Source organism: Anaerostipes hadrus ATCC 29173 = JCM 17467 (assembly GCF_030296915.1).
GTDB classification, from domain to species: domain Bacteria; phylum Bacillota; class Clostridia; order Lachnospirales; family Lachnospiraceae; genus Anaerostipes; species Anaerostipes hadrus.
In genome coordinates this window covers 1,775,977-1,792,432 of the sequence record NZ_AP028031.1, presented here as the reverse complement: position 1 = coordinate 1,792,432, position 16,456 = coordinate 1,775,977, and the positions used below count along the sequence as shown (strand labels likewise).

At 37.8% G+C, this 16,456-nt stretch carries 12 protein-coding genes; all 12 read left to right on the top strand.

From position 1 onward, the window contains the following. Positions 1-13: 13 nt before the first annotated feature. Positions 14-1,150 (top strand): tyrosine-type recombinase/integrase, encoded by a 1,137-nt coding sequence (locus tag QUE18_RS08720; RefSeq protein WP_009204483.1) that lies wholly within the window; start codon positions 14-16, stop codon positions 1,148-1,150. A gap of 247 nt (positions 1,151-1,397) precedes the next feature. After that, the gene (locus tag QUE18_RS08715; protein ID WP_009204484.1) at positions 1,398-3,404 is read left to right on the top strand and encodes an LTA synthase family protein; all 2,007 of its coding nucleotides are present in this window, start codon (positions 1,398-1,400) and stop codon (positions 3,402-3,404) included. A gap of 98 nt (positions 3,405-3,502) precedes the next feature. Further along, a complete protein-coding gene (tig, locus tag QUE18_RS08710; protein WP_009204485.1) occupies positions 3,503-4,783 on the top strand; it encodes a trigger factor in 1,281 nt (426 codons plus the stop codon). 78 nt (positions 4,784-4,861) lie between these two features. Next, the gene (gene clpP, locus QUE18_RS08705) at positions 4,862-5,443 is read left to right on the top strand and encodes an ATP-dependent Clp endopeptidase proteolytic subunit ClpP (RefSeq protein ID WP_008392628.1); all 582 of its coding nucleotides are present in this window, start codon (positions 4,862-4,864) and stop codon (positions 5,441-5,443) included. 23 nt (positions 5,444-5,466) lie between these two features. Beyond that, on the top strand, positions 5,467-6,771 hold the full coding sequence (gene clpX / locus QUE18_RS08700) for an ATP-dependent Clp protease ATP-binding subunit ClpX (protein WP_044921850.1): 1,305 nt from the start codon (positions 5,467-5,469) through the stop codon (positions 6,769-6,771). A gap of 117 nt (positions 6,772-6,888) precedes the next feature. After that, complete coding sequence (gene lon / locus QUE18_RS08695) at positions 6,889-9,195, top strand: endopeptidase La (protein WP_009204487.1); 2,307 nt, start codon at positions 6,889-6,891, stop codon at positions 9,193-9,195. A 29-nt stretch (positions 9,196-9,224) separates the two neighbouring features. Further along, positions 9,225-10,499, top strand: coding sequence for a bifunctional folylpolyglutamate synthase/dihydrofolate synthase (locus QUE18_RS08690; protein WP_009204488.1), 1,275 nt, complete (start codon positions 9,225-9,227; stop codon positions 10,497-10,499). Positions 10,500-10,511: 12 nt separating this feature from the next. Continuing rightward, the gene (locus tag QUE18_RS08685) at positions 10,512-10,991 is read left to right on the top strand and encodes an HD domain-containing protein (RefSeq protein WP_008392623.1); all 480 of its coding nucleotides are present in this window, start codon (positions 10,512-10,514) and stop codon (positions 10,989-10,991) included. Positions 10,992-11,001: 10 nt separating this feature from the next. Further along, positions 11,002-11,808, top strand: a complete 807-nt coding sequence (gene folP / locus QUE18_RS08680) for a dihydropteroate synthase (RefSeq protein WP_009204489.1) — start codon at positions 11,002-11,004, stop codon at positions 11,806-11,808. A gap of 12 nt (positions 11,809-11,820) precedes the next feature. Next, complete coding sequence (gene folK / locus QUE18_RS08675) at positions 11,821-12,642, top strand: 2-amino-4-hydroxy-6-hydroxymethyldihydropteridine diphosphokinase (RefSeq protein ID WP_009204490.1); 822 nt, start codon at positions 11,821-11,823, stop codon at positions 12,640-12,642. Positions 12,643-12,645: 3 nt separating this feature from the next. Continuing rightward, positions 12,646-13,779 (top strand): bifunctional chorismate mutase/prephenate dehydratase, encoded by a 1,134-nt coding sequence (locus tag QUE18_RS08670; RefSeq protein ID WP_009204491.1) that lies wholly within the window; start codon positions 12,646-12,648, stop codon positions 13,777-13,779. A gap of 69 nt (positions 13,780-13,848) precedes the next feature. Then, positions 13,849-16,344: an LTA synthase family protein gene (locus tag QUE18_RS08665; protein WP_008392618.1), complete on the top strand. Its 2,496-nt coding sequence runs from the start codon at positions 13,849-13,851 to the stop codon at positions 16,342-16,344. Positions 16,345-16,456 lie beyond the last annotated feature (112 nt).

Sequence of the window (16,456 nt, the reverse complement as noted above, 5' to 3'; positions counted from 1 at the left end):
AGGGGGAATTAGTATGGCAAAGCTACCCAATGGAGTAACACAGCGAAAAGACGGCTTGTATGTAGGTCGTTTTCAATATCAGGGAATCAGGTACAACGTTACTGATCAGGACATGAAGAAGTGTGCTGACAAACTGGAAAAGATGAAATACGAGATCAAGAACGGGATCTACTGCAAAGAGTCCGTTGTAACGGTCAACAGTTGGTTTCGTACATGGATAGACGAATACAAAAAGCCAACCGTTAAGGAAAACACGATTGATACATATGAGATTATTTATAAAAAGCATATCAAAAAGCCTTTGGGCAGCAGGAAGATAAAAGAGGTACGCCCCGAAATGATCCAGAGACTGTATAATTCAATGAAAAAGCGTGATCTATCAAAGTCAACGATTCAGACAACAGGAACGATCTTACACAGTATGTTTCAACAGGCGTACAAGAATGAGATGATACAGAAAAATCCCGTATCAATGGCAACGATCCCAAAAATGAAGAACAAAAAGGAGTCAAGAGTTATGACGTTGGAAGAACAGAAGTTATTTATGGAATATGCAAAAGATAGTGAAATAGCGGATATATGCGAATTATTCCTATCCACAGGGCTTAGAAGTGGAGAATTAAGAGGCTTAGACTGGGAAACTGATATAGATTTCAAGAATAAAGTGATCCATGTAACGGGTACATTATGCCACAGTGGGGAAACTGGATGGCGTAAAGATGAACCAAAGACCAGAACATCAAAGAGAGATATACCGATGTTGGGCAATGTGGAACGCCTGCTAAAGAGAGTAAGGCGGCAGCAGATGGAAAAAAAGCTGTATATGGGGGATAAGTGGCAGCCAGTCAAAGGCTTTGAAAATCTTGTGTTTCTGGAAGAATCAGGACTACCAATGTACCAAAGTTCGTTAAAAACCAAAGTAGATAAAATACAACGTACGATCATTAAGGATGGTCATGTGTTTGAATGGATCACGCCCCACACATTTCGTCATACATTTGCTACAAGATGTATAGAGAATGGAATACCACCGCAGGTATTAAAAGGAATTTTAGGACACAGTACGTTATCAATGACAATGGATTTATACGCCCATGTACTGCCAGATACCAAAGCAAAAGAGCTACAGAAGATAGCCAACCTATTTTAACCGTTGATTATTCAGCGGTTCTTTTTTTACTTTGTAACGGGTTTAGTGTACCACTTTTTGTACCACTTTCTATAAAACATGATAATCAAAGACGGTAGTATAATATAGAAGAAATGGCGTAAATAGGCGTTGATAATCAAAGATAGACATGAAAAGATTTAATAAAGATTTAAGAAGTTATAACTAGATACTTTCTGTTTTGAATGATATAATACTATGATAGCGAAAAAGAGCAAAGGAGAAAAGCATGAAAACTTTTTTTAAGAATATCGGGAATACGATCGTAAAGAAGCTTCGAAAACATCCATTGATATGTAATTTTGCATTGTCAGTTGTGCTTGCGTTTGTATTGGAAGTTTTGGGACGTCAGACATTTGATCTTAGTGCTATGGGATTTGTGGATCAGAGAAGTAAGATGTTTTTATATAGCATCTTTATTATTTTTGTAACATACTCTGTGACACTGATTACTAAGAGACGACTATTTTCCTATATAATAGTAACACTGCTATGGAGTATCGTTGGAATCGTAAATTTTATGATGCTCAGTTCAAGAAATACTCCATTTACGTATGTAGATATTACGTTGATGAAGTCTGTATTGCCAGTTATGAATAATTACTTCTCGCCACTTGAGATTGGAGCAATGGGAGCATTGTTACTGATCGCATTGGTATTGTTAGTAGTGGCTTACATGTATCTTCCAATAGAAGAACACTTAAACCGTAAGAGCGGATTTATAAAAGTTATAGTGATCATAGCAGTATTTTCGGGAGTTACTTCTTATGGATTTAAGAGTGGAATGCTGGTAGATCAGATCCATAATATCCGAATTGCATTCAGTGATTATGGAACACCGTATTGTTTCAGTATTACAGCCTTGAAGAATGGAATTGATAAACCATCAGATTATTCGGAAAAGAAGATCAAAAAGATTGAGAAACGAACACAGAAGAAGGTTGCAAAGATGAAGAAAGAAAAGGTAAAGAAACCAAATATCATCTTTGTACAGTTGGAATCACATTTTGATATTACGCAGGTCAAAGGAGTTAAGTTTGACAAAGATCCATTACCAAATTTCCATAAGTATATGAAAGGATATTCCTCTGGACAGCTTTCTATGCCGTCTTATGGGGCAGGAACAGCAAACTCTGAGTTTGAACTGATCACAGGAATGAATCTGGACCATTTTGGAGCAGCAGAATATCCATATAAAACAGTGCTTCAGAATACAACGACAGAGAGCATGGCGACGGTATTGAAGAATTACGGATATAAGGCACACGCGATCCATGATAACAGTGCGGCATTTTATGATCGAGATCTGGTATTCTCACAGCTTGGTTTTGATACATTTACAACAAAAGAAAGTATGAACATCAAGAAATGGACAGAAAATGGATGGGCAAAAGATCAGATCCTGACCGGTTGTATTATGGATAGTCTGGATTCTACAAAGGGACAGGATTATGTTTATTGTATTTCTGTACAGGGACATGGAGATTATCCAACAACACAGATCATCGAGAATCCAGAGATCACGGTTGAAGGAATTGAGGATGAAGCACTGAAGAATAGATATACTTATTATGTCAATCAGGTTTATCAGATGGATCAATTTGTCGGGGAATTGGTCAAAGCATTACAACAGCGTGGAGAACCAACGATTCTTTGTATGTATGGAGATCATCTTCCAAGTTTGGAGATCGAAGATGAAGATCTGACATATGGAAATAAATATCAGACAAGTTATTTTATGTGGGATAATATTGGATTGAAGAAGAAGGACGGAACGATCGAGGCGTATGATCTTGGATCAGAAGTTCTGAATAAGTGTAATATTCATACAGGACTAATGAACAGTTTTCACCAGACAAGAAAAGGTACAAAAAATTATCAGAAAGACATGAAAGAGCTCCAGTATGATATGTTGTACGGAAAACAGTATGTATGGAATCAGGAGAATCCATTTAAGGCAACGGATCTTCAATTTGGAATCCGGCCGCTTACGGTGACGAAGGTATATGAGACAAAGGACAGCATCTTTATCGTAGGAAACAATTTTACGAATTTCTGTCAGGTATTTAATGGCGATGTAAAGATCAATACAACCTACCATAATGAACATCTTTTGGAGGTATCGAAGAAAGATCTCAAAGATGTGGATACGTTTAAAGTGAGTATCGTCAGCAAGGCTCTAAGGGTACTAAGCAGTTCAAATGAGTATGTTTATCAAGAAAAAAGTGAAAAATAACGCAAAGATGCTTGTATAACGCGCAAATCTTATGCTATAATAGGTGAATGTTTGTGAAATTACAAAAAAGATAATAATTTTTAGGAGGATCTATACAGATGAGTTTGCAAGTGGAAAACTTAGAACATAATATGGCAAAGGTAACAATTGAAGTTGAAGCAGCGAAATTAGATGACGCTATCAAACAGGCTTTCAACAAGAAAAAAGGACAGTTTAATGTACCTGGATTCCGTAAAGGAAAAGTACCTTTCCAGTTGATCGCAAAAGAATACGGAGTTGAAATCTTCTATGAAGATGCAGCAAACATCTTAATTCCAGACGCTTATGCAGAAGCTATGAAAGATACAGATTTAGAGATCGTTTCAAGACCAGAAATCGATGTTACTCAGTTAGAGAAAGGTAAAGACTTTATCTTCACAGCAACATTTGCATTAAAACCAGAAGTAACTTTAGGAGACTACAAAGGAATTGAAGTACCTAAAACAAGAGTTACAGTGAAAAAAGACGAAATCGAAGAAGAATTAAAGAAAGTTCAGGAACAGAACGCAAGAGAGATCACAATTGAAGATCGTGCAGTAAAAGACGGCGATATCTTAACAATTGATTACTCTGGATCTGTTGATGGAGTGAAATTCGAAGGTGGAACAGCTGAAGATCAGACATTAGTTATCGGATCTGGAGCATTCATCCCAGGATTTGAAGAACAGTTAGTAGGAAAGAATTTAAACGAAACAGCAGATATCAACGTGACATTCCCAGAAGAATATCATGCACCTGATCTTGCAGGAAAAGATGCTGTATTTACAGTAACAGTAAAAGCAATCAAAGAAAAAGAACTTCCAGAATTAGATGATGAATTCGCAGCAGAAGTATCTGAATTTGAAACATTAGAAGATTACAAAGCAGATATTAAAGAAAAGATCCGCGATAGAAAGAAAGAAGCAGCTAATACTGAAAGAGAAAACAAGATCGTAGATGCAGCTGTAGAAGCAGCTACAATGGATATTCCAGAAGCTATGATTGAAGAACAGGTTCAGCAGATGACAGATGAATTTGCTCAGAGATTAAGCTATCAGGGACTTTCTATGGAACAGTATTTAATGTTCTCTGGAATGGATGCACAGAAATTCGCAGATGACTTAAAACCACAGGCAGTTAAGAGAATCGAAACACGTCTGGTATTAGAAGCGATCGCGAAAGCAGAAGATATCACAGCAAGCGAGGAAGACTTCAAAGCAGAACTGGAAAAGATGGCAGGAATGTATCAGATGGAAACAGAGCAGCTTGAAAAGATCATTCAGGGAGCTCAGAAAGACCAGATGATGGATGACATCGCAGTACAGAAAGCTGTAGATTTCCTTGTAGGTGAAGCAAAATAAGCAAGGCATTTTATAACTTTATGTTCTATTTGACAGACATAAATAAACTGCCTTAACTATCATTAGGAGGATGCAAGGATGAGTTTAGTACCTTATGTCATTGAACAAACAAGCAGAGGAGAAAGATCTTATGATATTTACTCCAGACTGCTGAAAGAAAGAATTATTTTCTTAGGAGAAGAAGTGAATGATGTCACAGCAGGACTTGTGGTTTCTCAGTTATTATTCTTAGAATCAGAAGATCCAGATAAAGACATCAATTTATATATCAATAGCCCTGGCGGTTCTGTAACCGCCGGAATGGCAATCTATGATACGATGCAGTATGTGAAGTGTGACGTATCCACAATGTGTATGGGAATGGCTGCCAGCATGGGAGCGTTCCTGTTATCTGGTGGAACAAAAGGAAAACGTCTGGCTTTACCGAATGCTGAGATCATGATCCATCAGCCATCTGGAGGAGCACAGGGACAGGCAACAGAGATTGAGATCGCAGCAGAACATATTCTTAGAACAAAGAAAAAATTAAACACGATCTTAAGCGAGAATACAGGACAGCCATACGAGACAATCGTCAAGGATACAGAACGTGATAACTGGCTCACTGCACAGGAAGCACTGGAATACGGCCTGATCGATAAGGTTATGGAAAATAGATAGTGATAGAATAGTGGGGTGATCTGGTGGCAGGTTATAATGACGAAAAAAAAGTATTAAGATGTTCTTTTTGCAATAAGACACAGGACCAAGTCCGCAAACTGATCGCGGGACCAAAGGGTAAGAATGTTTATATTTGTGATGAATGTATTGACATTTGTTCTGAGATTATTGAAGAAGAATTTGAACAGTATGCAGAGAATGACGGAGAGATCAATTTACGTAAGCCAAAAGAGATCAAAGAATTTCTAGACCAGTATGTTATTGGACAGGATGAAGCAAAGAAAGTACTTTCTGTAGCTGTATATAATCATTACAAAAGAATTTTAATGGGTGGAGACTCTGATGTGGAATTGCAGAAGAGTAATATTTTAATGCTTGGACCAACAGGTTCAGGAAAAACATTATTAGCCCAGACATTAGCAAAGATGTTAAATGTACCATTTGCGATCGCAGATGCGACTGCTCTTACAGAAGCAGGATATGTTGGTGAGGATGTTGAGAATATTCTTCTTAAGATCATTCAGGCAGCAGATTATGATATTGACCGTGCACAGTGTGGAATCATCTATATTGATGAGATTGATAAGATCACAAGAAAGTCTGAGAATACATCGATCACAAGAGATGTCTCTGGAGAGGGTGTGCAGCAGGCATTATTAAAGATCATTGAAGGTACTGTAGCGTCTGTGCCGCCACAGGGAGGAAGAAAACATCCTCATCAGGAATTTATTCAGATTGATACATCCAATATCCTGTTTATCTGTGGAGGAGCCTTTGACGGATTAGAGAAGATCATCGAATCAAGAATTGGCAAGAAATCTATTGGATTTGGAGCAGATGTATTTGGGCAGAAGGAAACAGATCTCGGTGAGCTGTTAAGACAGGTATTGCCAGAAGATTTTGTGAAGTTTGGTCTGATTCCAGAGTTCATTGGACGAGTTCCAGTGAATGTATCTTTAAATCCATTGGATGAAGAAGCCTTAGTGCGCATTTTGAAAGAACCAAAGAGTGCTCTTGTGAAACAGTACCAGAGATTGTTCGAGATGGATGGTGTGAAACTTACGTTTGATGATGATGCATTAATTGCAATTGCCAAGAAAGCATTAGAACGTAAGACAGGTGCCAGAGGACTTCGTGCGATCATGGAAGGTGTGATCATGGATTTAATGTACGAAATCCCATCACAGACAGATGTATCAGAGTGCCTGATCACAAAAGATGTCGTAGAAGGTAAAGAAAAACCAATGATCGAACATTCTGGAGTGAAGGTGAAAGCCGCAGTGCCAAAGAAACGGGTAAAGACAAGCAATCATGGTGAGATTGCATAGATAGATTAGCCGAAATAAAAACTGCTTTCATGCAAGAGATTCTTGTGTCAAAGCAGTTTTTCTTCATGTCTGACGAAATTTACAGACAAATAATTCAGAAATGAAAGGAAGACTTGAATGAAAAAAACACTACCAATGCTTCCACTGAGAGGCAAGTATATATTTCCGAATACAGTCATTCATTTTGATGTATCACGAAGCCGTTCTGTAAAAGCAATTGAAGAAGCTATGGAACATGATCAGATGATCTTTTTAAATAATCAGATCGATCCGACGGCAGAAGACCCAGGAATTGAAGATTTATATCGTGTAGGAACACTGGCAAGGATCAAACAGGTTGTAAAGCTTCCAAAGAATATTTTGAGAGTTTTTGCAGAAGGATTATTTCGTGCAGAGCTTTCTGAAACTGTTGAGTACGAACCATTCTATAAAGTAGAGGTTTTATATGATCATGTAGAACAACAGTCATTTGAGGAATTTGAAAGAGAAGCATTTCTTCGAATGATCAAAGAAGCATTTGAAGGTTATGCGAAAGCCTGGCCACATTTGGATCAGAATATAGTAAATTATATTTTATTATTGACAGATGTGGAGATTCTGGTGGACGAACTTGCAACACATATTCCATTTTCTTATCCAGAGAAACAGAAACTTTTGGAAGAAATGGATCTAAAAGAGCGCTGTGAATTAATGCTTGTCATGCTGCAGGAAGAACTAGATGTTCTGAAATTGAAGCAGAAGATCCAACAGAAAGTTAAAGTGAATATTGACAAAAATCAGAAAGAATATGTGCTGCGAGAGCAGATCAAAGTGATCCGTGAGGAACTTGGAGAGACGAATGTAGAAGATGAAGCGGATGAATTTATGGAGAAACTTAAGAATCTAAAAGCATCCGATGAAGTCAAAGAGAAGCTCAAAAAAGAAATATCGCGTTTTCAAACAATGGGAAATCAGACACCAGAAAGCTCTGTGTTAAGAACTTATATCGAGACAATGTTTGAAGTTCCATGGGAAGAGATGAGCGAAGATTCCACAGACTTAGATCATGCACAACAGATACTCGATCGAGATCATTATGGAATGGAAAAAGTCAAGGAACGTGTTTTGGAATATTTAGCAGCACGTGCTATGAGTGGAAAGAAAGATGCAGCGATCCTTTGTCTTGTAGGGCCTCCAGGAACAGGAAAGACATCCATTGCCAGATCAATTGCGAAAGCAACGAACAAAAAATATATTCGTTTATCTCTTGGCGGCGTCAGGGATGAATCAGAGATCCGTGGACATAGGAAAACTTATGTTGGAGCGATGCCAGGACGTATTGTTGAAGCATTAAAGAAGGTAAAAGTTAGAAATCCGTTAATGTTATTGGATGAGATCGATAAGACAGGGAAAGACCAGAGAGGAGATACCGCTTCTGCACTGCTTGAAGTATTAGACCCGGAACAGAATGAACATTTTACAGATCATTATCTGGAAGTTGCATTGAATTTAAGTGATGTCTTATTTGTTGCAACGGCCAATGACCTTTCTACGATTCCAAGACCACTGCTTGACCGTATGGAGATCATCGAGGTATCAAGTTATACAGAGAATGAGAAGTATCACATTGCGAATGACTATCTGGTAAAGAAACAGATGGAAGCAAATGGATTAAATGATACACAGATTCACTGGAAGGAAGATGCCCTGAGATTTCTGATCACAGATTACACAAGAGAAGCAGGGGTCAGAAACTTAGAGAGAAGAATTGGACAAGTTTCGAGAAAGGTGACAAGAGACATCTACCAGAAGAAACACAGAAAAGTAACGATCACAAAGAAAGTGATCAAAGATTATCTTGGAAGACCTGTTTATGAATGGGAAAAAGACACTCTAAGAGATCATGTCGGAATTGTTCATGGACTGGCTTGGACAGCTGTTGGTGGGGTGACATTAAAGATTGAAGTAAATGTTATGCCGGGAAAAGGAGCGATTCAGGTGACAGGATCCCTTGGAAATGTTATGAAAGAGTCTGCACAGGCGGCGATCAGTTATATCAGAAGCCAGAGTAGAAAATATAAGATCAAACAGGATTTCTTTGAAAAACATGATATACATATTCATATTCCAGAAGGAGCCGTGCCAAAAGACGGACCATCTGCTGGAATTACGATGACAACAGCCGTTTTGTCAGCGATCACAGGTAATAAAGTCTGTGGAAATCTGGCAATGACAGGGGAAGTTACGATCCGCGGAGATGTTCTTATGATCGGTGGATTAAAAGAAAAGCTTCTCGCAGCAAAACGGCTTGGAATTACAAAAGTACTTGTTCCAAAATCAAATGAAAAAGATGTCAAAGAGTTTGAAGAGGAAGTTGTCGAAGGACTTGAGATCGTCTATGTAAAAACTATGACACAGGTGATCAAAGAAGCATTTGTACATTAGATCGAAGGAAATAGAAACTGGAGGCAGTGATGAATTACGAAGAAGCAATGAATTTTATACAAAATACGAGTAAATTTGGAAGTGTTTTAGGACTTGATAATATCAAAGAATTATTAGAAAGACTTGGAAATCCACAGGATCAGCTTAAAGTGGTTCATATTGCCGGAACCAATGGAAAAGGATCAACACTTGCATTTCTTGCAGGAATCTTCAGAGAAAGTGGATATCGTGCGGGGAGGTATGTCTCCCCGGCATCTTTTTGCTACGAAGAGAGATTTCGCATCAATGAAGAGAACATTTCGAAAGAAGATCTGTGCTTTTATATGGAAAAAATAAAGAAAATTTCAGAAGAGATGGTGAGAGACGGGATGTCACATCCGACAATGTTTGAGATTGAAACGGCACTCAGTTTTCTTTATTTTCTCGATAAAAAAGTGGATGTTGTGTTATTGGAAACAGGAATGGGTGGCAGACTTGATGCAACGAACGTAGTTAAGAAACCGATCGCGGTGATCATTGCATCGATCGGAATGGACCATATGCAGTTCCTTGGAGACACGATAGAAAAGATCGCAGCAGAAAAAGCGGGAATCATAAAAGAAGGATGTCCAGTTATTTCATATAACAATCAAGAATCCGTAAACGAAGTGATCAAGGAAAAAGCAAAAGAGATGCACTGCAAGGTTACTTTTGTAAATTCGGAAGGGATCCGTGTGTTAAGTGAATCTTTAAATGGGGAGAGCTTTTCTTATCGCACATCTGATGGAAGATGGTATGAAAAGATAGAAATCCCGCTTCTTGGAAGACATCAGATCAATAATGCTGCCTTGGCATTAGAAGCATTGAATACGATAAGAAATTATTATTGTATCAGTGAATTTCAGACAGAAGATGGATTACGCAAAACAATCTGGAGAGGCAGGATTGAGATCTTAGAAAAGGACCCACTGGTCATTTGTGACGGAGCACATAATCCGGATGGAGCGAAAAGTCTGTTAAATTTTTTACAAAATAATTTTACAAATAGACGATTAATCTATATAATGGGAGTGTTATCAGACAAAGACTATGAACAGATGATACAGATCCTTACGCCGATGGCAGCAAAAGTTTATACGGTAGCACCAGATAATGCGAGGGCTTTATCAAGCAAAGATCTTGCAGAATGTGTAAGAAAATATCATCATAATGTAGAAGAAAGACAGAGACTGAAAGAGTGTCTTGAAGAGGTAAAACAACAAGCAGATAAAGAAGACGTGATCATAATCTGTGGTACATTATCATTTCAGAATGAATTAAAATAGAGGATAGAAACAGTGGAAAGATTCCAAAAGATCGTATGGCATGAGAAATACAAGGAGACATACGAGAGACTACAACAATTAGAAATAGATCGAAAGTTTTGCGGTCATGATATAGAACATTTTTTGTCGGTGGCAAGAATCAGTTATTTGATGATCCTTGAAAAAAGACTTCCTGTGTCCAAAGATATCATTTATGCGACAGCATTGCTTCATGATCTTGGGAGAGCTGATCAGTATGAAAAGGGAATTTCTCACGAGGAAGCGGGAGCGATTCTTGCCGAGGAGATCTTAACGGACTGTGGATATACCAGAGAAGAGAGAAAGTTTATGACAGATACGATCTTAAGGCATAGAGATATGAAAGAAGAAAGCGAAAGTTTTGCATCAATCTTTTATCGTGCAGATAAACTTTCAAGAGATTGCATCCACTGCAAAGCAAGACAGGAATGTTATTGGCCGGAAGAAAAGAAAAACAACAAGTATATATACTAGGAGAGATGCTATGATTATTGGAAATAAGACATTTGATACGAAACATCATGGATACATCATGGGAATTTTGAATGTGACACCAGATTCATTTTCAGATGGAGGAAAATATGATCATTTAGATGCGGCACTAAAGCATGCTGATGAGATGGTCAGAGATGGAGCAGCGATCATTGATGTTGGAGGAGAATCTACAAGACCTGGATACACGTTGATCTCTGATGAAGAAGAGATCGCAAGAGTCACACCTGTGATCGAAGCATTAAAAAAGGAATTTGATGTGCCAGTATCCCTAGATACTTATAAATCAGGAGTTGCAAAAGCGGGAATCGAGGCTGGAGCAGATCTGATCAATGACATCTGGGGGCTTAAGTGGGATGGAACTATGGCTGCAGTTTTAGCAGAAACAGGAGTTGCTTCTTGCTTGATGCATAACCGTAAGGATACAGATTATAAGGATTATTTAAATGATGTGGTAGCAGATTTAGATGAGACGATGAAGATGGCAAAGGAAGCTGGAATCAAGAAAGAAACGATCATGCTGGATCCAGGAATTGGATTTGCCAAGGATCTTGATCAGAATTTAGAGCTTATGAACCATCTGGAGTTATTAAATCAGTGGGATGTACCAGTTCTTCTTGGAACATCTAGAAAATCCATGATCGGTTTAACGCTGAATCTTCCATCAGATCAGAGAGTAGAAGGAACTGTGGCAACAACGGTCAGTGGATATATGAAAGGATGCAGATTTTTCAGGGTTCACGATGTTAAAGAAAATATGCGTGCGATGAAGATGATAGAAGCAATTTGTGCAAAATAGGGAGAACAGATGATGGATCAGATTACAATCAAAGATTTGGAAGTTTATGCAAATCATGGTTTGTATAAAGAAGAGAAAGCACTTGGGCAAAAATTTCTGGTATCTGCAATTTTATCGCTTGATACGAAACTTGCAGGTGTCAGTGATCAGATGGATTATTCCGTTGATTATGGTAAAGTATGTCATAGGATCAAAGAGATCCTTACAGAAAATGACTTTAACCTGATCGAATGTGTGGCTGAAACAGTGGCGAAGAAATTATTACTTGAGTTTTCATTGATCAGAAAACTAGAGATTGAAGTAAAAAAACCATGGGCGCCGATCGGATTGCCACTCGACTATGTTTCAGTAAAGATCAAAAGAGGATGGCACAGAGCGTATCTTGGAGTAGGATCAAATATGGGAGATCGTATGGAATACATTAATCAGGCAATCAATGCGATCGAGGCACAGGATGATACAAGAGTTGTTCATGTTTCCAGTCTGATCGAGACCAAGCCATATGGCGGTGTGGTACAGGATGATTTTTTGAATGGATGTATTGCTATTGACACATTAAAAGAGCCAGAAGAACTGTTGGACTTTCTGATGGATGTTGAAGCACAGGCGGAAAGAGTCAGAACAATTCATTGGGGACCAAGAACATTAGATCTTGATATCCTGATGTATGATGATCTGGTGATGAATGAGAGAAGACTGACGATTCCACATAAAGAGATGCACAAGAGATTATTTGTATTAGAACCATTAGAAGAAATCGCCCCATATCTGATGCATCCGCTTCTTGGACAGACGATCACGCAATTAAAAGAAAAGATAAAAGAGGAACAGTAACTTATGAGAGATTTGACGGAGATAAGGCAGCAGATCGATCAGATCGATCAGAAAATGCTTGCATTATTTAAAGAAAGAATGGGATGTTCTGTAGAAGTTGCAGAGTATAAAAGAGGAACAGGAAAGGCAATTTATGATCCTGTTCGTGAAAGACAGAAAATTGATGCCTTGACAAAAGACGAAGATGAACTTATCATTAAAAAGTCTGTCGAAGAGATGTTTCTTCAGATGATGAGTATCAGCCGAAGATATCAGTATAGTCTGTTATCACAAGAAGATGCTTATATTGATCAGACATTTGAAGAAGTGGAAGCATTGGATATCAATGAAGATACCAAAGTTGTATATCAGGGAATTCCAGGGGCATATCAGGAACAGGCAATGGTACAGTATTTTGGAGAGGATGTCAAGAATTTTTCTGTACCAGAATTTAAAGATGTTGTAAAGACTCTAGATCGAGGAGAAGCTGATTATGGAGTATTGCCAATAGAGAATACTTCAGCAGGAACAGTCAGTGGAATTTATGATATGATCCTTGACTATGACATTTGCGTCGTGGGAGAAGAATCTGTAGATGTAAGGCATGTATTGGCTGCAATTCCTGGAACGAGCTTAGATAAGATTGAAAAAGTATATTCTCATCCACAAGGATTGATGCAGTGTAAAGGATTCTTGGATGAACATCCAGACTGGGATCAGGTAAAAGTTGCAAATACAGCGATCAGCGCAAAGAAAGTAGCAGATGATAATAAGCCTGTGAAAGCTGCAATCTGCAGTGAACGTGCTGCAAAGATGTATGGACTTGAGATTTTGAAACGTGAGGTGAATGATGAAGGAAATAATACAACAAGATTTGTGATCATGTCAAAGAAGAAACAGTACAGAAAAGATGCGGGCAAAGTCAGCATCAGTTTTAGCGTGCCACATGAATCAGGATCTTTATACAATATTCTGACGCATTTCATGTTTAACAATGTCAGTATGAGTAACATTGAATCTAGACCACTTCCAGGAAGAAAGTGGGAATACGGATTTTATGTGGATGTGATCGGGAATCTGGATGATCCTGCGATCCGTAATTCCCTTGCAGGAATTAAAGAAGAAACCAAAGATTTCAAAATCTTAGGGAATTTTTAAGAGAGAATGAAAAAGAGAGAAAAAGGAAAAATAACTGGGGAAATACAAACGAATGGAAGGTAAGGTAAAATGACACAGACAAATGGTGAAACGAAATTACAAAAATTTCACAGCGTCATGCAAAAAGTTCTGAAATATGGAATTGTTTTAGCATTGATCGCATTTATCGTATTGGTTTTGATGAATAAAGACCAGTTTTCCGAAAAAGTTGCAAAAGGAACACCAGAACATAAGCTGACGAAGATTGAAGTGACAGATGGTGATAAGGTTGTTCAGAAATTTAAAGCAGTTTCACATACGATGGAACGGTTAGATATCATGATCGACCGAAACGAACAGACAGGAAGAGCAGGAAGTATTGATCTGAATGTAAAAGACAGTAAAGGAAAATCTATTTTCCACATTACTCCAACACTGTTAGAGGTTGACGGACTGACAGATATGAAAGCAACGATGCGTCGTACTTTGCGTAATGAAAATAAATGGTACAAAGTAGTCGTGAATCAGAAGTTGAATAAAGGGGAAACTTATACGATCGAGATAACAGGAAAGGGTATTAAGGCCGAACGCCCATTATATCTGTATACATCAAGCAATATGGGAAAAATCTATCAGTCAGCTAAATTAAATGGTGTAACACAGAAGAATTTTCATGTTAGAACCAGAGTGTGGACGACACAGATTGATGTATCAGCAGTTGTTTTAACAGTAGCGATCACACTTGCTTTGATCATTTTAATTCTTACACCATTAAAGATTCCAGAAAAATGGAATAAGAGATTCACATGGGCATTATTTATCGTCAATCCATGGGTCGCATTTTATATGGTAGAAAAAGTATTCTATAATCCGATCAGTGTGATGAATAAATTGGCATTTGGAATGAACATCCTATGGTACTATATATTGTTCTTCATTTTATTACTGATCTTTAACCGTGTGAAATGGGCGTTGCTCGTTGGAGATGTATTTTTATATGCAGCTGCGATCGGAAACTATTTTGTATTAGCATTCCGTGGAACACCGATCACGCCGGCAGATATTTATGCACTTGGAACAGCAATGGACGTTGCAGATCATTATGTATTAAGTTATGATAAACCAGCAATCGTTGCGACGGTTGTATTATTGGGATTATGTGTGTTTGCATGTAAACTCGATACATATAAGATCTTCCATTGGAAGAAACGTCTAGTTGCATTACTGATCACAGCAATCGTAACAGTAGGAAGTTCTTTCTTCTTGACAAGAGTAGACTTTTTGTCAAAGAAAGGTGTTGCTGTAAACTTCTGGCAACAGAAGAAAGGATACTTAAAAAATGGATATATTTTAAGCTTTTTAATGAATATTCAGTATACGATCGTTTCCCAGCCAGATGGATATAGTCCAGAAGCGGTAGATAAGATCGCAGATAAGTATCAGGTAACACAGGGAACCAATAAGAAATTAAAACAGAAACCAAATGTTGTCGTGATAATGAATGAAACATTCTCAGATCTGAATGTAGTAAATAAGATCAAGACAAACAAAGAGGTTATGCCATTTATCAATAGTTTAAGTGAAAATACGATCAAAGGACATATGCTGGTATCTGTTTTTGGTGGAGGAACAAGTAATTCAGAGTATGAGTTCTTAACAGGAAACTCTGTATCATCTCTTCCATTAAACGGAAATGCATATACACAGTTTGTAAAACATAAGGTGCCAAGTCTGGCATCTCAGTTAAAACAGCAGGGATATGATACACTGGCATTCCATCCATACAAAGCACACGGATGGAACCGAGATACGGTATATCCGCTAATTGGATTTGATAATTTCTTAGATGAGACATCTATGAATCCAAATGGAGAGAAATTCAGAGGATGGTATAGTGATGCAGAAGATTACAATAAGATCATAGATATCTTTAATAAGAAAAAAGCGGGACAGCCATTATTCTTATTCAATGTAACGATCCAGAACCATGGTGGATATCTGATCGCAGACAAGAACTTTAAGGAAGAGATCAAGATCAAAGATGAGAAGGCAACAGATACAGCAAACCGTTATTTATCACTGATCCATGAATCAGATCGAGCATTCGAGAAGATCATCAACTACTTTAAGAATCAGAAAGAGCCAACGATCGTTGTAATGTTTGGAGATCATCAGCCAAAACTTGAGGATTCTTTCTATGAGCTGTTATATGGAAAATCTCTAAACAGCTTAAGTTTAAAAGAACTGCAGAAGAAATATACAGTTCCATTTATCATCTGGGCAAATTATGATATTGATGCAAAGAGCGATGTGGAAAATGTCAGTGCAAACTATTTATCAAGCCTGATGTTACAGCAGACAAACTTAAAGATGTCAAGATACAATGAGTTCTTATTAAATATGAGAAATGAAGTCCCAGCATTAAATGCCAATGGATATGTTGATAAAGATGGAAAGAACCATGAGTTATCTGAGAATAATGAATATACAAAACTGATCACTCAGTATCAGTATCTACAGTATAACAGTCTGATGGATAAGAAACATGTAAGTACAGACCTGTTTAGTGTAAAAGATGGAAAATAAATTAAAGCTTTGGACACTCTGCCTTGACAGAGTGCCCAAAACGATATAGAATGAAACGTGTTGTCATGTTGTTAAATATAACAGCATTATAAATAATATAAGAAAAAGTCAA